We start from the raw sequence: 25790 nt of genomic DNA on the forward strand, positions 1-25790 counted from the left end.
CCCGCCCTTCTTTCGTGCGTTTTGAATATGGTTGAACCTAACTGACACGCGTGTAAACAAGCGCGCAGAGCCTGGCGGTCCCGCTCGAAAGGGACCGCGTGCAAGACAAGGAGAATACGCATGTCCGTAGCCGGTACTTATGACACCGTCGTCAAGAGCCCGATGGGCGACCAGAAGGGCACCTTCACCGTCGTCCCGGGTGACGATGGCAACACCTTCACCGGTTCGATGGCCGGTGGCATGGGATCGATGGACGTCAAGGACGGCAAGATTAGCGGCAACGAACTGACCTGGGCGATGGACATGACCGTCCCGATGCCGATGACGCTCAACTGCAAGGCCACCGTTGACGGCGACCAGCTGACCGGCACCGTCAACGCAGGTGCGTTCGGCGACATGGCGCTGACCGGCGAACGCCAGGGTTAAGCGCACCCAGCGAACGACGATGCAAAAGGGGCCGTCGGAGCGATCCGGCGGTCCTTTTTTCGTGTCCAAAATCACAGACTTGATAATGATGCGAATTGATGATGGCTTTGCAGCCCAACGGGTCAAGTCCTTCACCGGTACCTTACAAAAGGGCCATGGTGATCTTGAGAGGAGCTTCGTCGTGTCCAAAGCAATAACGAAACTTGCCGCCGCCTGCGCCGCTACTGGCCTCGTCGCAACGCCGGTTCTGGCGGAAAAAGCCAGCGAACTGACTTATATCAACGGGTCGCTTGGACGCGACGCCGAGGGCCAGCTTCAAGAACGCGGTTTCGCGCATATCTCCACGCACAAGAACAACATGGGCTATGTTTACAGCTATTGGTGGGATGGGGCCGACGACGATTGCGTCAGCGTCGAGGTATACAATGGCCGCGTCGAGACGATCACGGATGCGAGTGACCAAGATTGCGGTCATCACAAGGGCGATGCCGGCGCCGCCGTCGCGGCCGTCGCCGGCGCGGCGATCCTTGGCGCTTTGTTGACACACAAATCGCATCACCACGAAGACAAAAATCACTTTAGCAACAGCGATGCTGAACAGCTCTACGAGCGCGGATACAAGGATGGTCTGCACAATTACCCATTCCATAATCCGGAGAAAGAACAGGCCTATGTCGACGGTTACCATGCCGGTGTGAACGAACGCACGGCTAACGGCGATCATCACTACGGCCGCGGCGGACACGCGCAGGTTGCGCGTTTCAAAGACCTGAAAGATGCGCGCGCGGCGGGCGGGATGAGCGAGTTGGAACGCCGTGGCTTCCGTCAGGTGGACAATTTCACTTCCGGCAACACGCGCTACTCGATCCAGTGGCAGCCGCAGTCGCGCCAATGCGTGCAGGTGACGATTGCGGACGGTCGCTTTTATGACGTGCGCGACATCGGCAACCATCCGAAGTGCCGCTAAGGCCGGAGGGAGCCATGATTCCGATCCTCATCGTGGCGGGCGTTTCGGCGCTCGCCCTCTCCGCCTGCAGTGAAACGGCCGACGCGGACGCCTCTCCGGAAGGGCCGGACGCTGCCGATACGATGGTCGCGATCCCCGAGAGCCTTGCGCCTTTCGGGGAAGGCTATCCCAACGCCGGCGATCCCTGCCGCAACCTCGGGGAAAGCGCGGCGACTTCGAACTCTCTCAACGACAGCGCGGTCCTTGTCGGCTGCCCGAACGAGGCCTCCGCAGAGGCGCTGGGCGGGACGATCGTCGACACCATCGACGGCGTGCGGCTGGTCAGCGTGCCCATGGGCGATGCCAACGTCGGGATGAGCGAGAATGGGCCCATGTCGTCGAGCGATGCCATGGTTGCCGGTACGGACTACAACGCCACGGCTCCGATCAACTGCGGGTTCGGCGGATCGCCTCCGAACCAGTCCTGCAATGCCGGGGTGAAGCGCAACTGGGGTGAAGACGGCACGAACCTCGTCGAAGTTACCAAGCCCGATGGCCGCAAGCGCGCCATTTTCTTCAACGGAACCACCCTCTATGGCGCCGACGGTGCGCAGGCCGATGGTTCGGCAGGCTGGGACCTGAAGCACACGCGTGACGGGGACCGAGTGACGATCACATTCGGGCCGGAAACCTATGTGATCGTCGATGCGCTTATCGAAGGCGGCTGAGACGGTCTCGCGGCTACTGGCAAGGGGGCTGGCGGCATCGATCTTGCTGGCGCCATGCGGCCTCACGGCGCAAGAGGGGGGGCGCCAAGACGCCATGGGACTTCATCGAGTTCGAAGTGAAGAGCTGGGACTCGCCCATGGCCTCCTGGCGGATCCTCCCGAACGGAGGCGGAAGCTGGGCCGAAGCGGTGCGAGCCGACGGGGATCCGCTCAACCAGCCGGCTGCAACCGAATGGCACGAAATCGCGCCCGACAAGGCGAATTACGCCGCCCTCGTCGCCATTCTCGCCGGGCTGCCCAACCCCGCCCCGGACTTCCACGCCTGCACCAATTTCATGACCGATGCGCCCTACGGCACGCTGTGCCTGACGAAGGGCGCAACGACTACCAAGATCGCGTGGAACTCGGGCTGCATGGATGAGGAATACCGCGCCTTTCTCGACGTGCTGAAAGCCGCTGACCAGCACATGAAGGCGCTGGGAGAGGCCGCGCCGGTTTCGCGGACCGAACCGCCCGCCGGCGGCTGAGCGGCGCTCAGCGCTTCCAGAGCCAGTAGAGGATGCCCGCGTTGATTGCGGGCGCGAGAATGGCGAGCAGCGGACCGCCCAGCCCCAACCGGTCCCCCAGCAGGTTCCACGGCAAACCCAGTGGCATCAGGAACACGCCGGAGAGCGGATCGCGCTCCTGCCCGAACCAGCCGAAGCTCCCGATCGCCAACAGCGAGAGCGCCAGCGCGTAAAGCACGAGGAAAACGAGGAACACCCACTTCATATCGCAATCTCCCCTTGGCGCGCAGCCTAGGCCGGGAATGCACAAACGAAAAGGGCCGCCGGTCGACACCGACGGCCCTTCCTAAAGTCGCATTCGACGTGGCTTATTCGACCACGTCCAATTCGGCGATCAGGCCTTCCGCGCCATCGACTTTGTCCATCACCCACAGCATGTAGCGGGTGTCGACGTGGATCGTGCGCGTGGTGCGCGGGTCGAAGTCCCAGTCCGAATTGACGCTCTCGAACGTGCCGTCGAACAGCAGGCCGACCAGTTCGGCGCGGGCGTTCAAGGTGGCCGAGCCACTGTTGCCGCCGGTGCTGTCGAGATCGGACAGGAAGTTCACCGGCACAGAGCCGACTTCTTCGGAGTAATACTTGCCGTAATCCTTCTCGCGGATTTCCTTAAGCTGGCGCTCCGGAGCGTTGAACGGATCTTCGCCCGTGTCCTTCTCGGTGATGCCTTCCAGTGTGGTGAACGGAAGATAGGCCATGCCGTCCTTGGGCGATCCGCCCAGCACCGTGCCATAGGTCACACGCAGCGTGGAGTTGGCGTCGGGATAAGTCAGCAGGCCCTGGCTCGACTGCCATTCGGTGATCGCCTGCATATAGGCAGGACGCAGCGCGAGGGCACGGCCCGAGCGTGCATCCGAAGCGTCTTCGAGACCGCGCTCGTATTCATAGAGCGCGACGGCCAGCTGCATGAAGGGATCGTCCATTTCTTCAAGCTGCGCAGGCGTGGCGTCCATCAGCGAAAGGCGGGTTTCCGCATCGTCCAGCGTGGTGCCTGCGTAATAGGCGTCGAGCGTGGCCTCGAGGGCGGCATCGCTCATCCCGTCGGTCAGGCCCAGCGCGTTGTCGAAGACGGCAACGCGGTTGTCCTGGTCGAGATAGGTGTCGAGGAACAGCAACCACTGCGCCTTGTCGACGCCCGCGTCATAACGGCGGTCGAGCGCCTGCAGGCCTTGGCGGAAGAAGGTCATGTCGCGCTCCTGGAAGCCGGGCGCGCGCAGCGAGTCTTCCTTCTGCCGCTCGTGCGCAAGCCGATAGAGACGCTGGGCGGCCGACAGCAGGGCCGGACGGGTCGCGAAATTGTACCAGAAGCCCTTGCGTGCCTCGGCAGCGCTTTCCTCGGTCAGCGCCTGCAGCCCGGTGATCGCTTCGCCATAGGCGGCGCGGCTGCGGTCGGCGGCTATCCAGGCGGCAAGGTCGGCCTCGCGCTGGGCACGGCGGTCGACGAGACCCACGCGGCGTGCGCCTTCGAGCTGGCCGCGGGTGTTCTTCTCGAAATTGTTGAGACTGGCGAGCAGCGATTCATACTTCACGCGTGCATCCGAACCTTCGGGCGCCGCTTCCTCGATCGTGTCGATCCAGTCGTTGATGAGCTTGACGTAGGTCGGATAGGTCCAGCTGAAGGTGTTCTCCACCTCGGCCAGCGTGGCATAGCGCGAGGTCGAACCGGGATAGCCGGCCGCCATCACGAAATCGCCTTCCTTCAGACCCGATGCGCTCACCTTGAGGTGGTGCTCGGGCGCGTAGGGAATGTTTTCTTCCGCATAGTCCGCAGCCGAGCCGTCGGGCGCGACATAGGCGCGGTAGAATGCGAAATCGCCAGTGTGGCGCGGCCACATCCAGTTATCGATGTCGCCGCCATACTTACCGATCGAATCCGCCGGAGCGTAGACGAGGCGCACGTCGCGCACTTCGAGACGCTCGATCAGCGTGTATTCCTTGCCGCCGTAGAAGCTGGCGACCTGGCAGCGGTAACCGGCCTTGGCTTCGCACTCGGCGGTGATGTCCTTCATGCGCTGTTCGACCGTGTCGTAACGCTCGGTCGGCTCCATCGCCTCGGTGCCGGCGCGCATGCGCTGGGTCACGTCGGTGAGAGCGGTAGTGACATAGATGCGCGATCCGGGCGCAGCGGGCAGTTCGTCGCCCTTGGCTTTCGCGAGGAAGCCGTTTTCGAGGTAATTGTTCTCGGCGGTCGAATTGTACTGCACCGAACCGCGCGCGCAGTGGTGGTTGGTGACCACGAGGCCTTCGGGCGAGACGAAACTGGCCGAACAGCCGCCCAGCGAGACGATGGCGCCCATTGGGAAACCGGTGAGATCGCTCAGCGCTTCGGGATCGAGTTCGAGACCGGTAGCGCGCAGGTCCTCGGCGATTTCGGGAAGCTGCTGCGGCGTGAACATGCCCTCCTTGGCGGCAAGCGGCGCGGATGCGGCGCACGCCAGCAGGGCGGCGAGAGTAGCGGATTTACGCATAGTGTAAGATGACCCCTTCCAGATGGCGCGAATAGGATTGCGCACAGCGACGGGCTAAGCAGGAATCCGCCGCCGATCAAGCGAGGAGCATGTCGTTGGTCGAGCGGGTAAGTAGCCTGCCTACTGGAAACGGACCTTATTTGAAGCGCGCGTTGTCCATCATGGCGCGCACGCCGGCGATGTAGCGGTCGAAATAGTGAAGGCGCGGCGCTTCGAAGCTGATGAGGTAGAGCTTCTCGTCGATGATCGCGACGCGCGCCTCGCCCAGCCGCGCGACATTGTCCCCGCCGGTGTAGCTGTAGCGCAAATGCACGCCGGGATAGCCGGCCAGCGTCGCAGGCGTGACCTCGACGATCTCGAATAGCGATCCGCCCAGCACGATATTGGCGGTGTCCTCGTACCACTCGACGAGATCGGTGGGCAGCATGTCCTTGTCGAATTCCGGCAGGGGATTGCGCTTGCCCTGGCGGCGCTTGAACAGCGTCTCGCCGTCCTTGATCTTCGCGTAGAAGGTGAGTTCGGACAGGGCGATTCCGTCCTGCGTCCACACCTCGCTGCGGCTGCTGGGACGTTCGGTCGCGCGGTTCCATTCCTCCGGCGCGGTGACCACGAGCGTGCTGCGCGCGACCTTGCGCGTCTCGCCCTGGTCGACGAGCCGCCATGCGGCAGCCGCAGGCACGGGAGCAAGCGCGGCGGCGAGCGCCATCGGCGCGGCCAATTTCAGATAGGTCTTCACGAGGCAGCCTCCCCGGCCATGGATGCGAGCAGCGCCGCGTCGGGCGCTTCGGGGCGCAGCTCGAGGTAGCTGCGCAGCGCCGCCTGACCTTCGGGCTTCTGGCCCGCGCGCATCAGCGACAGGCCGAGCCCGCGCCAGCTTTCCGCCGGGAATTCCCCGGTCGCGATTGCCTGGCGATAGAAGTCCGCGGCCTGCGCGAAATCACCGTCTTCGGCGCGAGCGCGATAGAGCTCTCCGCGCGCGTAGAGGAGATCGCCGGTCCAGCCGAGCGGATCGTCCCCGGCAAGCGTGGCGAGCAGATATTCCGTCCCGCCGAAATCCTTGAGCGCGATCTGGTCCTCGATCAGCTGGGCCCACCAGGGGCCGATGGCCGCGCGGTATTCTTCCGCCCCGCGATAGAGCTCGCCCGCCCCGTCGCCGGCTGCCTCGCGGGCGAGATAGGCTAGCCGCCCCATCCGGTCTGTCGAGCGCGGATGGGTGGCGAAAAGGCCGCCGTTGCGGTTCTTGTCGCTGCGATGGCCGCGCTCTTCGGCGGTGGCGTCCATTTCCGCGCCCAGCTGCGACCAGATCGCCGAGGCTGCGCGCGGATCGTATCCGGCGCGCACCAGTTCCTCGATCGAGCCGGCGTCGGCCTCGCGCTCCATGTCGCGGTTGAAATCGTAGACGCTGCCCAGCACGGCCAGCTGGGTCGCCATACCCGCCGGATAAGGAAGCCGCACGGGCACGACCGAACGCCAGCTCAGCAAATCGGTCTTGGTCCGGATCTGGCGGAAGATGCGCAGCGAATGCTGTTTTTCGAAATGGGTGAACTCGTGTCCCAGAACGGCTGCCAGCTGCGCCTCGTCGCGCATCCTGAGGAGCAGGCCCGAATAAACCAGCACCACCCCGTTGGGTGCCATGCTGGCGTTGAACTGCGGCGTGCGGAGCAGATAGAGCCGCGTCGCGGCGCAGCGCTCGTCTCCTACCGTTTGGCACAACACCGAGCGCACATAGGCGTTGAGCGCCGGCTCCTCGATCAGGAAGCGCGATTCCTTGAGGCTCTTCTCCGCCTCGTCCATTTCGTACCACAGGCCCTTTTCGAGATCGTCCTGCGGCTCGTAACCATGCGCGCTAGGCAGCGGTTTCTCCTCAGGGGTTTCGTCACCGGTCTCCTGCGCAAGGAGCGGCTGGGCGAACAGGCCGATCAGGGCGGCGCTGGCAAGAAGACGCTTCACTGGCCCTCCTCCACATCCTCGGCTGCAGGTTCATCGTCGGGAGGCAGCACGCTACCATCCTCGGCCGTCGGCGGCGGGAGCACGATGACGCGGCCTTCCGGATCCGTACCCGGCTGGCCTGCCGCCTTGCGCGGGAATTCCTCCATCAGCTGCGCCACCCGCTTCTGGGCGCCTTCGACCGTGCGTGGGTCGCCGCCCATCGAAGTATCGACATTGAGCCAGACAAGCTCGCCCGTTTCGAGGTCGACCAGGCCGGCATAGCCGACATGGACGCCCGACGGCACGAAGCCGCCGCCCAGCACCAACGCAAGGCCCTGCAGCACCTTGCGCCCGGTCGAACCATAGCTGTCGTAGGTCAGGAAGAAGAGGCCGTAATCGCCGCCTAGTTCCTTTAGCCGCGCCGCCTCCTCGCCAAGCGTCCAGTCGAACCGGTCCTTCTTGGTCGGCAGGCGATTGCCATAGGTCATCTTGTGCGCCAGCACCGAGCCCGCGACCGTGCCGAACAGGGCGGTGTACTCCTCGACCAGATCGGCCATCTCGCCTTCCTGGTCGGGCACCATGACAAGGTTCGTGCCCTGCGCCCCGTGGACATCCTCCAGCGCGGCGATGAGGTTGGCCTTTGCCGACCCGGTCCATTCCGCATTGGGTTCGTGTATCCCGCCTGTGGTCTGCGCACCCACGCGCACGCTGGGCCGGAAGACCAGGATATTCGTCTCGCCCGCGCGGATCTCGTAGCCTTCCTTGACCTCGGTCCGTTCGAGTCCGCCGAACTGCGCATGCGCCGGCTGGACGCTGACAAGTGCCATCGACATCGCGGCACCAACCGCAAGAAATCTTCGCATGAGGAGCGACCCTCCGTGAATGGGGAGCGAAAACAGTCGCATAATAAGGATGAACCGCCGCTGACACGCGACGGTTCCCCGGTTCGGCGATGCAGGCGCTCCGCAAACGCGGATTGGCTCAGCCGTCGAGCTTGGCCTTAAGCAGCTGGTTGACCACGGCGGGGTTCGCCTTGCCCTGCATGGCCTTCATCGTCTGGCCAACGAAGAAGCCGAACAGCTTGTCCTTGCCACCGCGATATTCGGCCACCTTGTCCTCGTTGGCCGCGATGATCTCGTCGATCTTCGCCTCGATCGCGCCCGTGTCGCTGACCTGCTTGAGACCGCGTTCGTCCGCGATGGCTTCGGGCTCCCCGCCCTCCTTGAGGACGATTTCGTAAATCTCCTTGGCCTGACCGCCGGAGATTTCGCCCTTGTCCTGCATGGCGAGAATGCTGGCCTGCGCCCCAGCCGTGGCGTTGGCCATGTTGGCTTCCTCGCCGAGCGACTTAACCACGCCCGGCGCGACCGAGAGCGCCCAGTTGGCGACCTGCGTAGCGACCTTGGCTTCGGGCTTGCCGATCTTGGCGGCCGTGGCGGCGAGCAGCGTTTCGAAGCGTCCGAAAATCTCGACCTCGGCCGTCAGCTCGCGCGCGTTGTAGGGCGTGAGGCCGAGCTCGTTCTCATACCGGGCGCGCTTGGCGTCGGGCAGTTCGGGAAGCGAGGCGCGGCATTCCTCGATGAAGCTGTCGTCCAGCTCCAGCGGCAGCAGGTCGGGGTCTGGGAAGTAGCGATAATCATGCGCGTCTTCCTTGGAACGCATGGTCCTCGTGGTGCCGGTGTTCGGGTCGAACAGGCGCGTTTCCTGGTCCACCGTGCCGCCGTTCTCGATCACATCGACCTGGCGGTTGGCTTCGTATTCGATAACCTGCATCACGAAGCGCACCGAATTCACGTTCTTGGTTTCGGTTCGCGTGCCGAATTCCTCGCCCGGGCGGCGGACACTGACGTTCACATCAGCCCGCATCGAGCCTTCTTCCATGTTCCCGTCGCACGATCCGACATAGCGCAGGATGCTGCGCAGCTTGCGGACATAGGCGCCCGCTTCCGCAGGGCTGCGCATGTCGGGCTTCGACACGATTTCCATCAGCGCGATGCCGGTGCGATTGAGATCGACATAGGACATGGTCGGATGTTGGTCGTGCATCAGCTTGCCCGCGTCCTGCTCGACGTGGATGCGCTCGATACCGATGACCTTGTCCTCAGCGATACCGGCCTTCTCGTCGGCCTCGATGTGCAGCGCGCCCTCGCCCACAATCGGGTGGTAGAGCTGGCTGATCTGATAGCCTTGCGGCAGATCGGCGTAGAAGTAGTTCTTGCGGTCGAACCGGCTCCACTTATTGATCTGCGCTTCGATCGCCATGCCGGTGCGCACCGCCTGGCGGATGCATTCGCGGTTAGGAACGGGCAGCATGCCCGGCATCGCCGCATCGACGAGGCTGACCTGCGTGTTCGGTTCCGCCCCGAAGGCGGTCGAGGCGCCGCTGAACAGCTTGGCGTTCGAAGTCACCTGCGCGTGGACTTCAAGGCCAATCACGACCTCCCATTCGCCCGTTGCGCCCTGGATGCGGTATTCAGTCATCGGTTTTCTCGCTTTGCGTGACAGTCACGCGCCAATCTTTCTCTTCGACCGGAGGCTCATACGGCGGAATCTGGCCATCGGGGCCGAACCGCGCCTCCCCGTGCTCCACATTGCGGGAGATGTAGAAGGCGAACGCCCCCGTCAGCACTACACCCGCAACGATGATAAGCACCATCAACACTACCACCATTTCTCCGGCTGGGCCTCGAACCCGACGCGCTGCTGGATCGCGAGGCCTGCGTTGAGCACGCCCTGCTCGTCGAACGGACGCCCGACCAGCTGCAGGCCGAGCGGCAGGCCGTCCGGATTGACCGTGGCGGGCACGCTCATCGCCGGGAGACCGGCGAGCGATGCGGGAACGGCGAAGACGTCGTTCAGATACATGGTCAGCGGGTCTTCGTTGAGCGAGCCCAGCGGGAAGCTGGCGGTCGGCGTGGTCGGCGCGAGGATCACGTCGCACTCAGCGAAAGCCTTTTCGAAGTCCTGCGCCACCAAGGTGCGAATCTTCTGCGCCTGCGTGTAATAGGCGTCGTAGAAGCCGGCGCTCAGCACATAAGTGCCGATCAGTACGCGGCGCTTCACTTCGTCGCCGAAACCGGCGGCGCGGATGGCGGCATACATGTCCTGCAGGCCAGCGCCGTCGGGCAGGTCGCGCAGCCCGTAACGCACGCCGTCATAGCGCGCGAGGTTGGACGAGGCTTCGGCAGGCGCGATGATGTAATAGGCGGGCAGCGCGTATTTCGTGTGCGGCAGCGAGACGTCGACGATTTCCGCGCCAGCGTCGCGCAGCATGGCCTTGCCCTGCTCCCAGCTGTCGAGGATCGCCTGGTCGGTGCCGTCCATCCGGTATTCGCGCGGGATGCCGATCTTTTTGCCCTTGAGGTCTGCGGACAGGGTCGCTTCCCAATTGGGCACGTCCATCTGCAGGCTGGTCGCGTCCTTCGGATCGAAACCGGCCATCGCTTCGAGCATGATCGCGCAGTCTTCGACCGAGCGCGCCATCGGGCCGGCCTGGTCGAGGCTGCTGGCAAAGGCGACGACGCCCCAGCGGCTGCAGCGGCCATAGGTCGGCTTGATGCCGCAAATGCCGGTGAAGGCGGCAGGCTGGCGGATCGAACCGCCGGTGTCGGTGCCGGTGGCGGCGGGCGCAATACGCGCAGCGACGGCGGAGGACGAACCGCCCGACGAACCGCCCGGGCTCATCGCGGCGTTGGTGCCGTCCTTCTTCCACGGCGAACTGACGTTGCCGAAGTAACTGGTTTCGTTGGACGACCCCATCGCGAACTGGTCGAGATTGAGCTTGCCGAGCATGCCCGCGCCTGCGTCCCACAGCTTCTGTGAGACGGTGCTCTCGTACTCGGGCTTGAAGCCTTCGAGGATGTGGCTGGCAGCGGTGGTTTGCACGCCCTTGGTGGCGAAGAGGTCCTTCATGCCGATGGGCACGCCGCCCATCTTGCCGAGGTCCTCACCCCTCGCGCGCTTCGCGTCCACCGCGTCGGCGGCGGTCAGCGCATGATCGGGCGTGGTGACGATAAAGGCGTTGAGTTCGGCGGCCGAAGCAACGGCCGCGTTGAAGCTTTCAGCCACTTCGCGCGCGGTAAAGTCGCCGCTGGCCACGCCGTCTCGGATGTCCTTGACACCAAGCTGAGTATAGGCGGTCATTATTCGATCACCTTGGGCACGCCGAAGAATCCGTGTTCGGCCACCGGTGCGTTGGCGAGCACATCCTCGCGGCGGCCGCCCGATGTTTCGGGGATGGCATCGACCACATCGTCGCGCAGGCGCAACGTGTTGGGGATGACCGCGGTCATCGGCTCGACGCCGGAGGTATCGACCTCGCCCAGCTGTTCGACCCAGTCGAGGATATTATTAAGTTCGGGGACCATCCGATCAAGCTCCTCGTCGCCCATCTTGATGCGGGCGAGCGAGGCGATCTTGGCTACTTCTTCGCGTGTGACTGACATGGGCAAGCGCCCTAGCCGCGCGCGGGATTCGCTTCAAGCGGCGAAAGGCAGCTTGGCCCTCTCTATTCGCCCGGAGCTTCGGCTCCGGCTTCCGGCGCGCCCGGTGCACCTTGCGCGCCCATCATCGCCTGAAGCTGCATCATGCGCGCTTCGGCTTCCTGCCGGCTCATCACCTCGACAATCTCGACTTCGAAGACGAGGTCGCTGTTCGGCGGGATCACCGAACCGGGCTGCGGGCTGTCGCCATAGGCCTGGTCGGAAGGGATTTCGATGCGGTACTTGCCGCCTTCGCGCGTCTGGAGCAGCCCGTCGAGGAAGCCGGGGATGACCGCGCCTTCCTCAATCACGAAAGGCGTGCCTTCGGGGAAGAGTTCGGGCGGCAGCGGGCTTTGCTGCGAACGGTCGAACTCCGTACCGTCGGGCAGCGTGCCGACATATTTCACGAAGGCGATATCGCCCATTTCGACCGCATCGCCTTCGCCCTCGACCAGCGTCTCGACTGACAGGCCCTTGGGCACGGCGGCCCATGCAAGGCCTGCGCCCAGCAGGATGGCGACAAGAACGCCGAGCCAGAGCTTGGTCAAGGAGCCCTTCTTGATGGGCTGAAGCGGAACGCGGGTGATCTCGGTCATGCAATTTAGGTCCTGATACGCAAAGGGCGCGGATTTCTCCGCGCCCTCATGGCTTAGCTTGTATGCTGGCGCAACGGGGTTTCCTGTTATCGGCCCGTCCGGGCGCAATACCGGCCCCCGCTTTTGCTAACGGCGCCTTACTTGATGCCGTCACGCTCCATGCGCTTGCGCTCAAGCTTGCGCGCGCGGCGAACGGCAGCAGCCTTTTCACGGGCGCGCTTTTCGCTGGGCTTCTCGTAGTGGCGACGCAGCTTCATTTCGCGATACACGCCTTCACGCTGCAGCTTCTTCTTGAGCGCGCGGAGGGCCTGGTCGACATTGTTATCGCGAACCATGATCTGCATAAACTTCAATACCTCGACTTTACGGGCCAGAGCCCGCCTCTAGCGGGGTATGCCTCCTTGAATTGGGCTTCGCCTGATAAACGAAAAACGCGCCGAATCCGTTCCGGACCGGCTCGAACGGGGGCGCACATACGGATTCGCCTGCAAAAAGGCAAGCGCCAATGGGCGGGTTTCGCAAAGCCGCGCTTGCCGCTAGAGGCGAAACCCATGTCCTCCCTCTCCCCCCTCGTTGCAACCTTGCACGTCGCCATCGGCGGCGGAGTCGGGGCGGCGCTGCGTTACCAGACCGGCCGCGCGATGACGCAGTGGCTGGGGGCGCCAATCATTTCCGCCTTTCCTTTTGCCACGCTGGCGGTCAATGCGATCGGCAGCCTGCTGATGGGCGTCCTAGCCGGATGGCTGGCGCGCCACGGCGGTGAGAGTTCCGAACAGCTGCGCCTTCTCCTTGGCGTCGGCCTGCTCGGCGGGTTCACGACGTTCAGCGCCTTCAGCCTCGAAATGGTGCTGATGATCCAGCGCGGACAGTTTCTCTTCGCATCGCTGTACGCGGTGCTTTCCTTTGCGCTCGGCATCAGCGGTCTGATGGTGGGCCTAGCCATCATGAGGATCGCCGGGTGAAGACCTCCGACGAAGTACGCAATTTCACCGTGGAGGCCGATGACGACGGCATCCGCCTCGACCGCTGGTTCAAGCGGCACCTGCCGCAGATCGGCTTCGGCACGGTCAGCAAATGGGCGCGCACCGGGCAGATCCGTGTCGACGGCAGCCGCGCCAAACCGGACGACCGGTTGGCTCAGGGCCAGCAGATCCGCGTGCCCCCGGGCGGAGACGCGCCGCACAAGAAGCCCAAGCAGAAGCGCGAGCTGACCAAGGCCGAGATCGAGCAGGCCGAGGCCATGCTGATCGAGCAGACCAAGTCGGCGCTCGTCATCAACAAGCCCCCCGGCCTCGCCACGCAGGGCGGCACCAACACCTTCAACCACGTTGACGGCCTGCTCGACGCCTATATGGAAGAGGGCGAGGAACAGCGCCCTCGCCTCGTCCACCGGCTCGACAAGGACACCTCCGGCATCCTGCTGGTGGCGCGCACGCCCGGCAGCGCGGCTTTCTTCTCCAAGCGCTTCTCGGGCCGCTCGGCCAAGAAAATCTACTGGGCGCTGGTGGTCGGCGTGCCCGATATCCGGCAAGGCGTGATCGAGGCCCCGCTCGCCAAGCAGCCCGGTTCGGGCGGCGAGAAGATGCATGTCGACCACGAAGGCGGCGCGCCTGCCAAGACGAAATATCGCGTCGTCGAAAGCGCGGGCAAGAAAGTCGCCTGGCTCGAACTGCAGCCGATGACCGGCCGCACCCACCAGTTGCGTGTGCACTGCGCGGCGATGGGCCATCCGATCGTGGGCGACGGGAAATATGGCGGCAAAGAGGCCTTCCTTACCGGCTCGGTAAGCCGCAAGATGCATCTCCACGCCCGACGCCTGATTATCGACAGTCCGGATGGCGGCAAGCTCGATGTCACCGCCGAACTGCCCGAACATTTCGCGGCAAGCATGGAGCAGATCGGCTTCGACGAAGGCGCGAGCGACGCCACTCCGATGCGCGACGATCCGCCGCCCAACACGCGCGAGGAAAAGAAGCAGAAGGCCCGTCAGCACGCCAAGAACTACCGCAAGGCCCAGCGCGGCCCGCGCCGTGCGCGCGGCGGCACGGGCGGCAAGCCCAAGGGACGCGGCGGAGCGAAGCGCACGTGAGCCGCCTCGTTGTCTTCGATTGCGACGGCACGCTCGTCGACGGGCAGGCGGCGATCTGCGACACGATGGACGAGGCCTTTGCGGCGGCAAAGCTGACCGCGCCCGATCGCAACGCGGTGCGCCGGATGGTCGGGCTCAGCCTGCCGCTGGCGTTGCGCGAACTGGCTCCGCACGCCAGCGAGGACCAGCACGCCATCGCGCTCGAAGCCTACAAGGCCGGTTACCGCGAGCGGCGGGTGACGGGCGTTCTCGAAGAACCGCTTTACGAAGGAATGGCGGCGCTGATCGAGCGGCTGGCCGCGGCCGGCTGGCTGCTGGGCGTGGCGACCGGCAAGAGCGACCGGGGCCTCCACGCCTGCCTCGACACGCATTCGATCAAGCACCACTTCGTTACCCTCCAGACCGCGGACCGCCACCCCTCCAAGCCCCATCCCGCGATGCTGAAAGAGGCGCTGGCACAAGCCGGAGTAGGCGCGGCGGAATCCGTGATGGTGGGCGACACCACATTCGACATAGAAATGGCCCGCGCCGCCAATGTCCGCGCGGTGGGCGTCGCCTGGGGCTATCACCAGCCGCACGAATTGATGGAGGCGGGCGCTGACGGCGTCGCCGAGACGATGGACCAGTTGGAGGAGATGATCCGTGGCTGAAGCCGATCCCGCAATCCGCCGTTTCTACACGATCCAGATGCTGCGCCTCGGCGGTGCGATCCTCGTCGTGGGCGCGATCCTGATACTGACCCACACGGTGGAAGCGCCCGACATCGTCGGCTATCTGCTGCTCCTCATCGGACTGGTGGACTTCTTCGTCGTCCCGATTGTCCTGTCACGCAAATGGAGCAGCCGCGCGCAATGAAGCGTTTCTACAAGGATGTCAGCACAGCAAAGACCGATCTCGGCTGGACGGTCTCGCTCGACGGGCGCCCGATCAAGACCCAAGGGGGCCAGCCGCAGGTCGTCCCGAGCGAGGCGCTGGCCGAGAAGCTCGCCGCCGAATGGAGCGGACAGGGCGAGACGATCGACCCCGCGGCCTTCCGTTTCCGCGACATGACCGATTACGCGCTCGACGTGGTGGCGCGCGACCGGGATAGCCTGGTCGAAAAATTGCTCGGCTACGCGGAGACCGATACGCTCTGCTTCCGCGCCGATCCCGAAGAGGCGCTCTATCGCCGCCAGCAGGAGGTTTGGGAGCCGATCCTCGAGGGGATGGAAGCGCGCGAGGGCGTGAAGCTCCACCGGATCAGCGGCATCCTCCACCGCCCGCAGATCGAGGGCACGCGGGCCCGCCTCGCCGCGCGGCTGGAAGGGCTCGATCCTTTCACTCTCACCGCGCTGGAACAGGTTACCTTGCTCGCCGCGTCGCTCTGCATCGGGCTGGAAGCCTTGCAGCCCGGCGCCGATGGCGAGGCTTTGTGGGATGCCGCCAACCTAGAGGAAGACTGGCAGGCCGACCTCTGGGGCCGCGACGAAGAGGCCGAAGAACGACGCGCGAAACGCAAGGGCGATTTCCTTGCGGCGATGGAATTCCACCGGGCCGCAACCGCTGGCTGAACCTGCCTAAACCCTGCCCGCGCTTTAACCCTGCGCCGCAAGCCTTTGGGCAGACCTTTACTCTATGGTCCCTCCCGTCCGAAAGGTCGATTGGGAGCGTGGACGATGGCTGTGAAGATCCTTGCGAGACTGGCTGCAATCGCGGCCGCGACTGGCTGCCTAGCGCCTGCTGCCTCGGCCACTGAAGACCGCCCATACATCTATTGCGTCGCCTCGGCCTCCAGCCCCGGCGGCAAGGCCTACTTCAGCGGCGTCCATCCCGGCACATGGGACCAGTATCCGGACGACGAGGACGCCTTCTTCCGCCATGTTTCGCAGCGCGTCGACGAAGCGGTCGAGCGCAGCACCACCTATTGCTACGCACTGGACACGTTCGACGAAGCGGGCCTCGACCGTCAGGAAGGCGTCGAGACGCTGCGCAAAGGCGGCTGGGAGCCGGTCGACCTGACCTGGCGGCCTTGATCGGCCTCGGGTTTTACCCAACCCACTCCGCAACCTGCCCGGCCACATCGTTCGCGGCCTGGTTCAGCGCCGGACCGACGCTCGACACATCGGCGGGCACACCGGGAACCACGGCTTCGAAGCGGCGGGTGACGACGGCGCTTCCCTCACCCGGGCGCACGGCGTCGAAGACCACGCGCACGCTGCCGTCGCGCGCGTCGTAGCCGAATGCGCGCAGCGTGCCGGTAAGGCGGTTCTCGGCGAGCGCGCCGGGATCGTCCCCGTCGATCACGACGCGGCTGGAGCGCGTGCGGATAGTCTCGGCCATCAGGCGGCGGAACAGGCGGGCAGGCTTTTCGACCCACACCGCGTCCTGGAGATAGGCGAGCTCGGTGTCGGTCACCTGCACCGGCACGCGGGTCACGTCGAGCGAACTGGGCGCTTGGAATTCCTGCAGCACCAGCGCCGTGCCCGCCGTGCTGGTCCCGCCCGTACCCGCAGGTGCGCTGGCGGTTGGCGTAAGGGTCAGCAGGCTTTCGGGCGGTTCGCTGCCGAAGGAAAGGCAGCCGCCCAAAAGCAGGGCAGGCGCGATAATGGCGAATTTGAAGTGCTTGATCATCGCGTCTTTCCCTCGGCTCACGGCTCGTAATCGGGCAGCGGCTGGCTGTTGAGCAAAGCGCCGGCGCCCTGCTCGTCGATCTTCTCAGTCACGTCGCGTAGCGCCTTGCTGGTGGCGCGCAGGTCGCGCAGCGTGGCTTCGGCAGCGGGCAACGTGCTTTCGGTCAGCTGCTTGGTCGCGGGCCGCGCCTCGGCCAGCACGCCCTGCAGTTCTTCCGAGGCATTCCCGGCCTGCTTCAGGGTCTGGCGCAGCTGGTCGGCCAGTGCGGCGCCTTCCTGGTTGAGCAAGCGGTCGGTCGATGCCGTCACCTGCTCGAACTGGTCGAGCGCCTCGGACGCTTCACGCAAGGTCATCTGCAATTCGGCCATGGTACTTTCGAACTGCGGGGCGGCCTGCGCAAGGTCGGCCGTCATCTGGTTAGTGTTGGCAAGGATGCCGGCGATCTCGCCCTGGTTCTCGTCATCGAGGAGCTGCGTCAGCCGCTCGGTCAGCGTTGCCAGCCGTTCGAGCAGCAGCGGTGCGTTGGAGAGCAGCGCGTTGAGGCCGCCATCCTTGGGCGGGATGATCGGAACGCCTTCGGTACACGCCGTCGTTTCGCAGGAAATCGGCGGCGCGCCGCTGCGCGCGCCGTCCAGTAGGATGGTCGAAACGCCGGTAAAGCTGCCCTGTATGGTGGCCGTGGTGCCGACGAGGATGGGCACCTCGTCCTTCACGCTGATGCGTACGCGGACGAATTCCGGGTCCTTGTCCCAAAGGACGATCTGGCTGACCTGCCCCACGGGAACACCGGCGAACGCGACCTGGCTGCCGTTGGCGAGGCCCGATACGCTTTCCTTGAAGAAGATGTCGTATTCCTTCTGCGCGCCTTCGCCCCAGCGCGCGATCCACACGATGAACAGCGCCAGCGCCGCCAGCACCGCCAGGGTAACCGCCCCCACCCAAACGTAATTCGCCCGTGTTTCCATTGGTTAGGCCTTATCCTTTGTCGCGGCTGCGTTGTCCAACGCTTTGACCGCATGGGCGGCCACCGGCATATCCATGTGCTTGCGCAGTTCGTCCAACGCCTGCGCGGTGAGCGCGGCGCGGCCACGCGGGCCGTTGAAATATTCCTGGATCCAGGGGTGATCGAGTTCCATCAGGTTCGGGACCGTATCCACCGCGATCACCCGCCGGTCCGCGATCACCGCCACCCGGTCGCAGATTTCGTGCAGAGTATCGAGGTCGTGGGTGATGAGGAACACGGTGAGGCCGAGCGTTTCCTTCAGCTCGCGCGTGAGATTGTCGAAGGCGGCCGCGCCGATCGGGTCGAGGCCCGCGGTCGGCTCATCGAGGAACAGCAGTTCGGGATCGAGTGCAAGCGCGCGGGCGAGGCCGGCGCGCTTCTTCATCCCGCCCGAAAGCTCGCTCGGATACTTGTTCACCGCGTTTTCGGGCAGGCCCGAGAGCAGCACCTTGTAGCGCGCGATTTCCTCGCGCAGTGCATCCGATATTTCCGGATAGAACTGCTTGAGTGGGACTTCGACATTCTCGCCAACGGTGAGTGTCGAGAACAGCGCGCCGCCCTGGAACAGTACGCCCCAGCGATTGCGCACGCCGATGGCATCTTCGGGCTCGGTATCGATGATCGATTTGCCTAAAACCTTCACATCGCCCGCCGTGGGCGTCTGCAGGCCGATAATCGAGCGCATGAGCACGGATTTGCCCGTTCCCGAACCGCCGACCACGCCGAGGATTTCGCCGCGGCGCACTTTCAGGTCGAGGTCCTGGTGAACGGCGTGGTCGCCAAATTTGTTCTCGAGCCCCTCGACGACGATCGGGTAATCGCCCCGGAATCGCTCGTGCCGGTCGATGCCTTCGCCTTCGTCCGCCATCAGCCCCACCCCAGTTCGGTAAAGAATACAGCGAAGAAAGCGTCCAGCACGATCACGGCAAAGATCGCCGCGACCACCGAAAGCGTCGTGCGCTTGCCGACTTCTTCCGAATTCCCTTCAACCTGCATGCCGTTGTAGCAGCCGGCCAAGCCTACGATCAGGCCGAAGACGGGCGCCTTGATGAGACCGACCCACACGTCATAGGTCGGCACGACCTCCTGAATCCGCGAGAGGAAGGTCCAGAAGGGAATTCCCAGCATCAGGTCGCCCACAACTGCGCCGCCGATAATCGCCATGCAGGAGGCGTAGAATCCCAAGAGCGGCATCATCAGCACGGCGGAGAGGATGCGCGGGATGACCAGCGCTTCCATCGGAGAAATCCCGATGGTCCGCATGGCGTCAACCTCCTCGGTCAGTTTCATCGTGCCCAGTTGCGCGGCGAAAGCGCTGCCCGAACGGCCCGCGACCATGATCGCGGTCATCAGCACGCCGAGTTCGCGCAGGGTAATGCGGCCCACGAGATTGACGGTCAGCGTTTCGGCTCCGAAGGCGGCCAGCTGCACGGCACCCTGCTGCGCGATGACGATTCCGATGAGGAAGCTCATCAATCCGATGATCGGCAAGGCGGAAACGCCGACCAGTTCGACCTGGTGGACGAGCGCTACCGTGCGGAACCGGCGCGGATTGCGGATCAGATTTCCGGCCGAAATCAGGGCCGCGCCGAGGAAGCTAATTACGCCGATGGCACCGCTGCGGGCGTTGAACATCTTCTCGCCCATGGCCTCTGGCACGCGGCTCCACACGGGGAGGCGCGGCGCGGAGAGAGCCTGTTCGCTGTCCATGCCGGTCAGCGCGCCCAGCAGGCGCGTGGCCCGCTCGCTCGCCCCGGTGATTTCCGCCCCGTGCCGGCTGGCGAGCTGGCAAGCCAGCCACGCGCCGACCGTGTCGATTTCCGAGACCTCCGACAGATCAATCCGCGCCAGCGGTTCGTCGAGGCCCCGCAGGTCCTCGTCCACTGCACCTACGGTAGACACGAGATAAGGGCCGGACAGTGCCAGCACCGAGCCCCCCTCGCCCTGTTGTAATTCGAATTCGGCCAAGCGTGTCATTCGTGCCTGCGGTATGCGGGGAAACGCCTCGCTAAACAAGCGCGTATCACTTCGAACCCCCTACGGCGTTGCATCGCACAAAATCGGCTGGCATGGGCATTTGCCATGAGCACCGAGCTATCCAAGACCTTCGACCCCGCCGAAATCGAGCAGCGCTGGTACACGCATTGGGAGGAAAACGGCCTCTTCCGTCCGGAACGGAAAGGCGCCGAGCCCTTCACCATCGTGAACCCGCCGCCGAACGTCACGGGGTCGCTGCACATCGGTCATGCGCTCGACAACACGCTGCAGGACGTGGTGATCCGCTACGAGCGCCTGCGCGGCAAGGACGCCTTGTGGGTGGTGGGCACCGATCACGCGGGCATCGCCACGCAGATGGTGGTCGAACGGCAGATGGAAGCGAAGCAGGACAAGCGCACGAATTATTCCCGCGAGGATTTCGTCGGCAAGGTCTGGGAATGGAAAGAAGAAAGCGGCGGCACGATCACGCGTCAGCTGCGCCGCCTCGGCTGCTCGATGGACTGGTCGCGCGAACAGTTCACGATGGACGAGCATTTCTCGAACGCCGTGCTCACGACCTTCGTTGACCTTTACAATGATGGCCTGATCTATCGCGACAAGCGGCTGGTGAACTGGGACCCGAAGCTCAAGACGGCGATTTCGGACCTCGAAGTCGAAACGCAGGACGTGAAGGGTGGCTTCTGGCATTTCAAATATCCGCTCGCGGACGGTGTGACGACGGCGGAAGGCAAGGACTATCTCGTGGTCGCCACCACGCGCCCCGAGACCATGCTGGCCGATATGGCCGTGGCGGTGCACCCCGATGACGAGCGTTACAAATCGGTCGTGGGCAAGGACATCCTCCAGCCGATCACCGGCCGCCGCTTCAAGGTCGTGGCCGACGAGCACGCCGATCCCGAACTGGGCTCGGGCTGCGTGAAGATCACGCCGGGTCACGACTTCAACGACTTCGACGTGGGCAAGCGCGCCGGCTTCGCTCCTGCAGAGATGCTCAACATGCTCGATGCGGAAGGCAATGTCTGCCAAACCGCCGACGGGCTGGTGCCGGAAGAATTCCTTGGCCTGCACCGCTTCAAGCGGGACGGTGTCGACGGCGCGCGCGAACTGGTTGTGGCGCGCATGAAGGAGCTTGGCTTCCTCATCCCGCACGTGACCAAGGACAAGGAAGGCAACGAAGTCCTCCACGACGCCGAACCGCGCACCATCGCGACGCCCTTCGGCGACCGCGGCGGCGTGGTGATCGAACCTTGGCTGACCGACCAGTGGTATGTCGATGCCGAAAAGCTTGCCAAAGCCCCCATCGAGGCGGTGAAGGACGGCACGATCGAGATCGTCCCGAAGAGCTGGGAGAAGACCTTCTTCAACTGGATGGAGAACATCCAGCCCTGGTGTGTGTCGCGCCAGCTCTGGTGGGGTCACCGCATTCCGGCGTGGTACGATGCCGAAGGCAAGGCCTACGTCGCCATGACCGAGGACGAGGCGCAGGCGCAGGCCGGTGACGGCGTCGCCCTCACGCGCGATGCCGACGTGCTCGACACGTGGTTCTCTTCCGCGCTCTGGCCCTTCGCCACGCTCGGCTGGCCGGACAAGACCGACCTGCTAGACAAGCACTATCCCAACGACCTGCTGATTTCCGGCTTCGACATCCTGTTCTTCTGGGATGCGCGCATGATGATGCAGGGCATGCACCTGACGGGCAAGGCACCGTGGCCGCGGCTTTACCTCCACGGGCTGGTGCGTGCCGCCGACGGGGCGAAGATGTCCAAGTCCAAGGGCAATGTCGTCGACCCGCTCGGCCTCATCGACCAGTACGGCGCCGACGCGCTGCGCTTCTTCATGTCGGCAATGGAAAGCCAGGGCCGCGACATCAAGATGGATGAGCGCCGCGTCGAGGGCTATCGCAACTTCGCAACCAAGCTCTGGAACGCCACGCGCTTCTGCCAATCGAACGGCATCGGCGCAAGCACCAGCATTGCGGCTCCGAAAGCCACGCAGGCGGTCAACAAGTGGATCATCGGCGACGTGGTCGAAACCAAGGAAGCGCTCGACGCCGCCATGGCCGATTTGCGCTTCGATGCCGCCGCAAACACCATATACCACTTCGTGTGGGACCGGTTCTGCGACTGGTATATCGAGCTCATCAAGGGCAATTTCGACGAGGAAACCAAAGCGGTTGCCGGCTGGGCGCTCGACCAGATCCTCGTCATGCTGCACCCCTTCATGCCTTTCATCACCGAGGAGCTGTGGTCGAAGCAGGGAGACCGTCCGGACTATCCGTTGATCACCGCCAAGTGGCCCGAGCCTAAGGCCGAGGTCGATGCCAAGGCAACGGCGGAGATCGACTGGCTCATCGCCCTCACCAGCGCGATCCGCACGGCGAAGAACGAGCTCGGCATCGCGCCGGGCGCAAAGCTCGAGGCCTATTGCCCCGCCCCGTCGGCGCTGGGCCGCAAGGTCGTCGAAGAGAACGCCGCCGCCATCGAACGCCTCGCGCGCCTCACGCCGGTCCACTTCGCCGAAGCGCCCGGCGGCGCGGCGATGCAGGTGGCTGCAGGCGAAGACGCTTTCATCGTCCCGCTCGAGGGCGTGATCGACATCGAGGCGGAGAAGGCGCGCCTGACCAAGGCGATGGAAGCCTCGACCAAGGGAGCCAAATCGCTGGAAGGCCGCCTCGGCAACGCCAACTTCGTCGAACGCGCCAAGCCCGAAGCAGTCGAGAAGGCCCGCGCCGACCACGCGCACCACGTGGCCGAGATCGACCGCTTGAAGGGCGCGCTCGCACGCCTAGGTTAAAGCCATGAAGCTCGATCACATGGTTGTTCTGGTGCGTTCGCTCGAAGCGAGCCTACCCTGGTACGACGCCTTGCTTGGCCTCATCGGCTTCAGCAAGACCCGCAACCACGTGTGGTCGAGCGACGATGGCCTGAGCGTCGATCTCAAACAGGCCAAACCGGCCACCTCGGACTACGAACGCTACGCTCCCGGCCTAAACCATCTCGGCTTTACGGCGCCCGACGAAGCCGCGCTCGATGCAGTCCGCGACGGGATGGCAAGGGCCGGGTTCGAAGTGCCCGACAAGCAGTATTTTGACGGCGAAACGGCCACCTTCTTCCGCGACCCCGACGGGATGCGCATCGAAGTGACTGTCTACGGCTAGGTCATGCCCCTAGTTCTCGCCACCGATGACACCGGCGGACCGGAAATCTTCGCTTCGGTGCAGGGTGAAGGGCCGAGCGTGGGGCGCCCGGTCGCCTTCATGCGGCTGTCGCGCTGCAACCTTGCCTGCGTCTGGTGCGACACCGCTTACACCTGGCATTTCGAGGGCGACAACCGCCCGCACCGCGACGGCGTGACCTTCGAGCGCAAGGCCAACCAGGTCACGCTCGACGAGGAAGAAGTCGCCGCGCGCATTACACAGCTGGGGCAGGACCGGCTCGTCATCACCGGCGGCGAGCCGCTGTTACAGGCCCAGGCGCTGGCCAAACTGCTCGATTTGCTTCCCGATATCTCGGTGGAGATCGAGACCAACGGAACCACCAAGGCCCCGCCCCGGCTCGATATCCGGATCGACCAGTTCAACGTCAGTCCGAAACTGGCGCATAGCGGCAATCCCGCCGACCTCGCCCTGCTGCCCGAACGTCTCGACGCCTACGCCACCGACCCGCGTGCCTTTTTCAAGTTCGTAATCGCCGATCCTTCGGACGTGGATGAAGTGCTGGCCCTGCGCGACCGCTACCGCTTCAGGTCCGGACACGTCTTTCTGATGCCCGAGGGTACGGACAGCGAGACGTTGCGGGCCCGTGAGAAGTGGCTCGCCGAGCTATGCCTGAAACATGGCTTTCGCATGAGCGACCGTCTGCATATCCACCTGTTCGGCGATACGCGCGGGACTTAACCCTGCGAACGCCACCGCTGGACGGTGCGCAGGACGATGTCCTCCTCGCCGCCGGGCTTGTTCCACAGTTCGACGAAGCTCGGGTCTTCCGAGGCCGGGCGCTTGATTTCCTCGAGGTTGTCGAAGCTCACCCGGATCGGGATGGCGACACCCTCGCCGCAGATGATGCACTCGCGGTTGCGCAGCGCGGGGATCGCATCGAGGAAACCGCGCGCACCTTCGGGCATGGCCGCGCGGACGAATTCCTGGTCGCGGTCGTTGTTGAGACGCATCGAGATGATCGTACCGCACTGCGACAGCACGCCTTCGGCAAGGTCGGAGGGACGCTGAGTGATGAGGCCCAGCGAGATACCGTATTTACGACCTTCCTTGGCGATACGGCCGAGGATCGTGCCGACCGAATTGCCGTCGGCGTTCTTCTCATTGGGTACGTAGCGGTGGGCTTCCTCGCAGACCAGCAGGATCGGCGTGGTCTTCTCGTCGCGGCCCCAGATCGCGAAGTCGAACACGAGGCGGCTGAGCACCGCCACCACGGTCGCGGTAATATCCGAAGGCACACCCGAGACGTCGATGATCGAGATCGGCTTGCCGTTCGACGGCATGCGGAAAATCTTCGAGATGAAGTCGGCCATCGTGTCGGCCACCAGCATGCCCGAGAACATGAACTGGTAGCGCGGGTCGCTCTTCAGCTCGTCCAGCTTGTTCTTGATGCGCATGTAGGGCGCGGAATTGGTCGCCTTGTCGAGCTTGCCCATCTGGTCCTGGATCTCGTTGGAGAGATCGGACAGCAAATAAGGAATCGGCGAATCGACGGTAATCTTGCCCATGGTCTGGGCAAGCTTGCTTTTGCTGCGCGCCTTAAGCAGGCACTTGGCGAGGATGTCGGCATCGACCTGCCGTTCATTGCCATTGCTGGTCAGGATGACCTCGCAATGCTCTTCGAAATTCATGATCCAGTACGGCATCTGTAGGTTGGAGACGTCGAGGATGACACCCGTCGTGCGGAAGGCCGCCGAATATTCGCCATGCGGGTCGATCATGACGATATGGCCTTCGGGCGCGGCCTCGCAAATGCGGTGGAGGATCAGCGCGGCGCTGGTCGATTTACCCGTACCGGTCGATCCCAGCAGCGCGAAGTGCTTGCCAAGCATGGCGTCGACATAGACGCCGGCGCGGATATCCTTGGTGGGATAGACCTTGCCGATAGTGACCGCGCTGCGGCCGTCCGAGGCATAGACCTGCTTGAGATCGGGCGTTGAAGCCGGATAGACCATCGCGCCCGGCACCGGATAGCGCGTCACACCGCGGCGGAAACCGTGCAGCTTGCCGGTCAGCTTCTCCTCGACCCCCTCGCCGAGGAAGTCGATATTGGCGAGGATGCTGCCTGCCCTGCGATCCTGTTTCTGGTTGCGCACGCTGGCGAGCAGCCAGCTGTTGCCGACGCGGATCTTGATCTGCGAACCGACCTGGCCGGCCATGGCGATCGAGGGATCGTCGTCATCGGCGCATTCGGTCAGGCGCTGGGTATCGATGGCGATCATCGAGCCGGAACCGGCGATTTCGAGCACTACGCCGATGGGCTGGAGCGCGTTGTCGCTGGCCGGAACGTCTTCTTCCGGCTCGGACTCCGGCTCGGGGGCCGCCTTGGGCGCGAGATCGGAAGGACGCGGCGGGGCTTCACCCAACTTGAGAGCGGACGGCTCGGGCTGTGCAAGCGGTGCTTCGGCTTCGACCTGCGGCTGGGCAGGTTCCGGATCGGGCTGGAAGCCGGGCTGCGCTTCGGCGTCCGGTTGCGGCTGCGGCGCCTCGGGCTGAGGCTCGACCTGCGGCCGGTGCACGTAACCCGAACGCGAGACGGCCCCGGCCTGCGCCTGTTCGCCCTCGGCCGAACGACGGATACGGTCGCGCAGGGAATTGCTGCGGCCCTCGGGCTGCTCGGCTTCCATCTGGCGAGACGGATCGTGGCTGCCGAAATTACCGTTGCCGAAAGTGTTCATCGTAAAGCCCTGGCCCTTCGCAAATCGCAGACTATTGGTCGCGAAGCCTAATGGACGAAGA

At 64.4% G+C, this 25790-nt stretch carries 29 protein-coding genes; 13 read left to right on the top strand and 16 right to left on the bottom strand.

Going from position 1 to position 25790, the window contains the following annotated elements; genetic code table 11:
- The first annotated feature begins 120 nt into the window (after positions 1-120).
- The 4 genes from ED21_RS13950 to ED21_RS13965 all read left to right on the top strand — a co-directional run bounded on the left by ED21_RS13950 (position 121) and on the right by ED21_RS13965 (position 2627).
- Positions 121-426: a hypothetical protein gene (locus tag ED21_RS13950; RefSeq protein ID WP_006834577.1), complete on the top strand. Its 306-nt coding sequence runs from the start codon at positions 121-123 to the stop codon at positions 424-426.
- A gap of 61 nt (positions 427-487) precedes the next feature.
- Complete coding sequence (locus ED21_RS13955) at positions 488-1393, top strand: hypothetical protein (protein ID WP_233995774.1); 906 nt, start codon at positions 488-490, stop codon at positions 1391-1393.
- A 14-nt stretch (positions 1394-1407) separates the two neighbouring features.
- Complete coding sequence (locus ED21_RS13960; protein ID WP_006834579.1) at positions 1408-2100, top strand: hypothetical protein; 693 nt, start codon at positions 1408-1410, stop codon at positions 2098-2100.
- 137 nt (positions 2101-2237) lie between these two features.
- Entirely contained in the window at positions 2238-2627 is a 390-nt protein-coding gene (locus ED21_RS13965; RefSeq protein WP_006834580.1) for a hypothetical protein, read from the top strand.
- A 7-nt stretch (positions 2628-2634) separates the two neighbouring features.
- Here ED21_RS13965 and ED21_RS13970 read toward each other — a convergent pair whose 3' ends face one another.
- The 11 genes from ED21_RS13970 to rpsU form a co-directional block, all read right to left on the bottom strand.
- Entirely contained in the window at positions 2635-2871 is a 237-nt protein-coding gene (locus ED21_RS13970; RefSeq protein ID WP_006834581.1) for a hypothetical protein, read from the bottom strand.
- 103 nt (positions 2872-2974) lie between these two features.
- Positions 2975-5131: a S46 family peptidase gene (locus ED21_RS13975; RefSeq protein ID WP_006834582.1), complete on the bottom strand. Its 2157-nt coding sequence runs from the start codon at positions 5129-5131 to the stop codon at positions 2975-2977.
- A gap of 136 nt (positions 5132-5267) precedes the next feature.
- Complete coding sequence (locus tag ED21_RS13980) at positions 5268-5867, bottom strand: hypothetical protein (protein ID WP_006834583.1); 600 nt, start codon at positions 5865-5867, stop codon at positions 5268-5270.
- Positions 5864-7081 (bottom strand): M48 family metallopeptidase, encoded by a 1218-nt coding sequence (locus ED21_RS13985; RefSeq protein WP_006834584.1) that lies wholly within the window; start codon positions 7079-7081, stop codon positions 5864-5866. Before ED21_RS13985 ends, ED21_RS13980 begins: the two co-directional genes overlap by 4 nt.
- A complete protein-coding gene (locus ED21_RS13990; RefSeq protein WP_198005870.1) occupies positions 7078-7887 on the bottom strand; it encodes a hypothetical protein in 810 nt (269 codons plus the stop codon). The genes ED21_RS13985 and ED21_RS13990 overlap by 4 nt, the downstream gene beginning before the upstream one ends.
- 154 nt (positions 7888-8041) lie before the next feature.
- On the bottom strand, positions 8042-9541 hold the full coding sequence (gene gatB / locus ED21_RS13995; RefSeq protein WP_006834586.1) for an Asp-tRNA(Asn)/Glu-tRNA(Gln) amidotransferase subunit GatB: 1500 nt from the start codon (positions 9539-9541) through the stop codon (positions 8042-8044).
- Positions 9534-9716 carry a hypothetical protein gene (locus ED21_RS15710; protein ID WP_198005871.1) on the bottom strand — a complete coding sequence of 61 codons (183 nt, stop codon included), beginning with the start codon at positions 9714-9716 and terminating at the stop codon, positions 9534-9536. Before ED21_RS15710 ends, gatB begins: the two co-directional genes overlap by 8 nt.
- A 5-nt stretch (positions 9717-9721) precedes the next feature.
- Positions 9722-11203 (bottom strand): Asp-tRNA(Asn)/Glu-tRNA(Gln) amidotransferase subunit GatA, encoded by a 1482-nt coding sequence (gene gatA / locus ED21_RS14005; RefSeq protein ID WP_006834588.1) that lies wholly within the window; start codon positions 11201-11203, stop codon positions 9722-9724.
- Positions 11203-11505, bottom strand: a complete 303-nt coding sequence (gatC, locus tag ED21_RS14010) for an Asp-tRNA(Asn)/Glu-tRNA(Gln) amidotransferase subunit GatC (protein ID WP_006834589.1) — start codon at positions 11503-11505, stop codon at positions 11203-11205. Before gatC ends, gatA begins: the two co-directional genes overlap by 1 nt.
- 62 nt (positions 11506-11567) lie before the next feature.
- Entirely contained in the window at positions 11568-12137 is a 570-nt protein-coding gene (locus tag ED21_RS14015; RefSeq protein ID WP_006834590.1) for an FKBP-type peptidyl-prolyl cis-trans isomerase, read from the bottom strand.
- 137 nt (positions 12138-12274) lie between these two features.
- Positions 12275-12481 carry a 30S ribosomal protein S21 gene (rpsU, locus tag ED21_RS14020; RefSeq protein WP_006834591.1) on the bottom strand — a complete coding sequence of 69 codons (207 nt, stop codon included), beginning with the start codon at positions 12479-12481 and terminating at the stop codon, positions 12275-12277.
- Between the two features lie 207 nt (positions 12482-12688).
- Here rpsU and crcB point away from each other — a divergent pair, with 207 nt between their 5' ends.
- The 6 genes from crcB (at position 12689) to ED21_RS14050 (ending at position 16238) form a co-directional block, all read left to right on the top strand.
- Positions 12689-13099, top strand: a complete 411-nt coding sequence (gene crcB, locus ED21_RS14025) for a fluoride efflux transporter CrcB (protein WP_006834592.1) — start codon at positions 12689-12691, stop codon at positions 13097-13099.
- A complete protein-coding gene (locus ED21_RS14030) occupies positions 13096-14226 on the top strand; it encodes an RluA family pseudouridine synthase (protein ID WP_006834593.1) in 1131 nt (376 codons plus the stop codon). The genes crcB and ED21_RS14030 overlap by 4 nt, the downstream gene beginning before the upstream one ends.
- Positions 14223-14876 carry an HAD-IA family hydrolase gene (locus ED21_RS14035; protein ID WP_006834594.1) on the top strand — a complete coding sequence of 218 codons (654 nt, stop codon included), beginning with the start codon at positions 14223-14225 and terminating at the stop codon, positions 14874-14876. The genes ED21_RS14030 and ED21_RS14035 overlap by 4 nt, the downstream gene beginning before the upstream one ends.
- Entirely contained in the window at positions 14869-15081 is a 213-nt protein-coding gene (locus tag ED21_RS14040; protein ID WP_006834595.1) for a hypothetical protein, read from the top strand. The genes ED21_RS14035 and ED21_RS14040 overlap by 8 nt, the downstream gene beginning before the upstream one ends.
- Positions 15078-15776 (top strand): ATP12 family chaperone protein, encoded by a 699-nt coding sequence (locus ED21_RS14045; protein ID WP_034922890.1) that lies wholly within the window; start codon positions 15078-15080, stop codon positions 15774-15776. Before ED21_RS14040 ends, ED21_RS14045 begins: the two co-directional genes overlap by 4 nt.
- Before the next feature lie 105 nt (positions 15777-15881).
- Positions 15882-16238: a hypothetical protein gene (locus tag ED21_RS14050; RefSeq protein WP_006834597.1), complete on the top strand. Its 357-nt coding sequence runs from the start codon at positions 15882-15884 to the stop codon at positions 16236-16238.
- A 13-nt stretch (positions 16239-16251) separates the two neighbouring features.
- On the opposite strand, the gene ED21_RS14055 is transcribed toward ED21_RS14050, so the two are convergent.
- The 4 genes from ED21_RS14055 to ED21_RS14070 are packed head-to-tail and all read right to left on the bottom strand — an operon-like array spanning position 16252 to position 19816.
- Positions 16252-16836 carry an ABC-type transport auxiliary lipoprotein family protein gene (locus tag ED21_RS14055; protein ID WP_034922893.1) on the bottom strand — a complete coding sequence of 195 codons (585 nt, stop codon included), beginning with the start codon at positions 16834-16836 and terminating at the stop codon, positions 16252-16254.
- Positions 16837-16853: 17 nt separating this feature from the next.
- Complete coding sequence (locus tag ED21_RS14060) at positions 16854-17801, bottom strand: MlaD family protein (protein WP_034922875.1); 948 nt, start codon at positions 17799-17801, stop codon at positions 16854-16856.
- Between the two features lie 3 nt (positions 17802-17804).
- Positions 17805-18707: an ABC transporter ATP-binding protein gene (locus ED21_RS14065; RefSeq protein ID WP_006834600.1), complete on the bottom strand. Its 903-nt coding sequence runs from the start codon at positions 18705-18707 to the stop codon at positions 17805-17807.
- Positions 18707-19816 (bottom strand): ABC transporter permease, encoded by a 1110-nt coding sequence (locus ED21_RS14070; protein ID WP_006834601.1) that lies wholly within the window; start codon positions 19814-19816, stop codon positions 18707-18709. Before ED21_RS14070 ends, ED21_RS14065 begins: the two co-directional genes overlap by 1 nt.
- Before the next feature lie 105 nt (positions 19817-19921).
- On the opposite strand from ED21_RS14070, the gene ED21_RS14075 reads away from it, so the two are divergent.
- Genes ED21_RS14075 through ED21_RS14085 form a run of 3 tightly spaced genes read left to right on the top strand, consistent with a single transcriptional unit; the run spans position 19922 to position 23732 of the window.
- Entirely contained in the window at positions 19922-22630 is a 2709-nt protein-coding gene (locus ED21_RS14075; RefSeq protein WP_006834602.1) for a valine--tRNA ligase, read from the top strand.
- A 4-nt stretch (positions 22631-22634) separates the two neighbouring features.
- A complete protein-coding gene (locus ED21_RS14080) occupies positions 22635-22994 on the top strand; it encodes a VOC family protein (RefSeq protein WP_006834603.1) in 360 nt (119 codons plus the stop codon).
- Between the two features lie 3 nt (positions 22995-22997).
- The gene (locus tag ED21_RS14085; protein ID WP_006834604.1) at positions 22998-23732 is read left to right on the top strand and encodes a 7-carboxy-7-deazaguanine synthase QueE; all 735 of its coding nucleotides are present in this window, start codon (positions 22998-23000) and stop codon (positions 23730-23732) included.
- Here the strand turns inward: ED21_RS14085 and ED21_RS14090 are convergent.
- A complete protein-coding gene (locus ED21_RS14090; RefSeq protein WP_006834605.1) occupies positions 23729-25729 on the bottom strand; it encodes an ATP-binding protein in 2001 nt (666 codons plus the stop codon). The two genes, ED21_RS14085 and ED21_RS14090, sit on opposite strands and share 4 nt — an antisense overlap.
- Positions 25730-25790 lie beyond the last annotated feature (61 nt).

This window comes from Erythrobacter sp. SD-21, from assembly GCF_000181515.1.
GTDB lineage: Bacteria > Pseudomonadota > Alphaproteobacteria > Sphingomonadales > Sphingomonadaceae > Qipengyuania.

Bases quoted from the DNA above. Each gene is read 5' to 3' on its own strand.
- ED21_RS14045 (WP_034922890.1), top strand. From the start codon at position 15,078: ATGAAGCGTTTCTACAAGGATGTCAGCACAGCAAAGACCGATCTCGGC.
- ED21_RS14055 (WP_034922893.1), bottom strand. From the start codon at position 16,836: ATGATCAAGCACTTCAAATTCGCCATTATCGCGCCTGCCCTGCTTTTG.
- ED21_RS13990 (WP_198005870.1), bottom strand. From the start codon at position 7,887: ATGGCACTTGTCAGCGTCCAGCCGGCGCATGCGCAGTTCGGCGGACTC.
- ED21_RS14075 (WP_006834602.1), top strand. From the start codon at position 19,922: ATGAGCACCGAGCTATCCAAGACCTTCGACCCCGCCGAAATCGAGCAG.
- ED21_RS14015 (WP_006834590.1), bottom strand. From the start codon at position 12,137: ATGACCGAGATCACCCGCGTTCCGCTTCAGCCCATCAAGAAGGGCTCC.
- ED21_RS14060 (WP_034922875.1), bottom strand. From the start codon at position 17,801: ATGGAAACACGGGCGAATTACGTTTGGGTGGGGGCGGTTACCCTGGCG.
- ED21_RS14080 (WP_006834603.1), top strand. From the start codon at position 22,635: ATGAAGCTCGATCACATGGTTGTTCTGGTGCGTTCGCTCGAAGCGAGC.
- ED21_RS13950 (WP_006834577.1), top strand. From the start codon at position 121: ATGTCCGTAGCCGGTACTTATGACACCGTCGTCAAGAGCCCGATGGGC.
- ED21_RS15710 (WP_198005871.1), bottom strand. From the start codon at position 9,716: ATGGTGCTTATCATCGTTGCGGGTGTAGTGCTGACGGGGGCGTTCGCC.
- ED21_RS14085 (WP_006834604.1), top strand. From the start codon at position 22,998: ATGCCCCTAGTTCTCGCCACCGATGACACCGGCGGACCGGAAATCTTC.
- ED21_RS13975 (WP_006834582.1), bottom strand. From the start codon at position 5,131: ATGCGTAAATCCGCTACTCTCGCCGCCCTGCTGGCGTGCGCCGCATCC.
- ED21_RS13960 (WP_006834579.1), top strand. From the start codon at position 1,408: ATGATTCCGATCCTCATCGTGGCGGGCGTTTCGGCGCTCGCCCTCTCC.
- ED21_RS13970 (WP_006834581.1), bottom strand. From the start codon at position 2,871: ATGAAGTGGGTGTTCCTCGTTTTCCTCGTGCTTTACGCGCTGGCGCTC.
- ED21_RS14070 (WP_006834601.1), bottom strand. From the start codon at position 19,816: ATGACACGCTTGGCCGAATTCGAATTACAACAGGGCGAGGGGGGCTCG.
- crcB (WP_006834592.1), top strand. From the start codon at position 12,689: ATGTCCTCCCTCTCCCCCCTCGTTGCAACCTTGCACGTCGCCATCGGC.
- ED21_RS14090 (WP_006834605.1), bottom strand. From the start codon at position 25,729: ATGAACACTTTCGGCAACGGTAATTTCGGCAGCCACGATCCGTCTCGC.
- ED21_RS13965 (WP_006834580.1), top strand. From the start codon at position 2,238: ATGGCCTCCTGGCGGATCCTCCCGAACGGAGGCGGAAGCTGGGCCGAA.
- rpsU (WP_006834591.1), bottom strand. From the start codon at position 12,481: ATGCAGATCATGGTTCGCGATAACAATGTCGACCAGGCCCTCCGCGCG.
- gatA (WP_006834588.1), bottom strand. From the start codon at position 11,203: ATGACCGCCTATACTCAGCTTGGTGTCAAGGACATCCGAGACGGCGTG.
- ED21_RS14065 (WP_006834600.1), bottom strand. From the start codon at position 18,707: ATGGCGGACGAAGGCGAAGGCATCGACCGGCACGAGCGATTCCGGGGC.
- ED21_RS14050 (WP_006834597.1), top strand. From the start codon at position 15,882: ATGGCTGTGAAGATCCTTGCGAGACTGGCTGCAATCGCGGCCGCGACT.
- gatB (WP_006834586.1), bottom strand. From the start codon at position 9,541: ATGACTGAATACCGCATCCAGGGCGCAACGGGCGAATGGGAGGTCGTG.
- gatC (WP_006834589.1), bottom strand. From the start codon at position 11,505: ATGTCAGTCACACGCGAAGAAGTAGCCAAGATCGCCTCGCTCGCCCGC.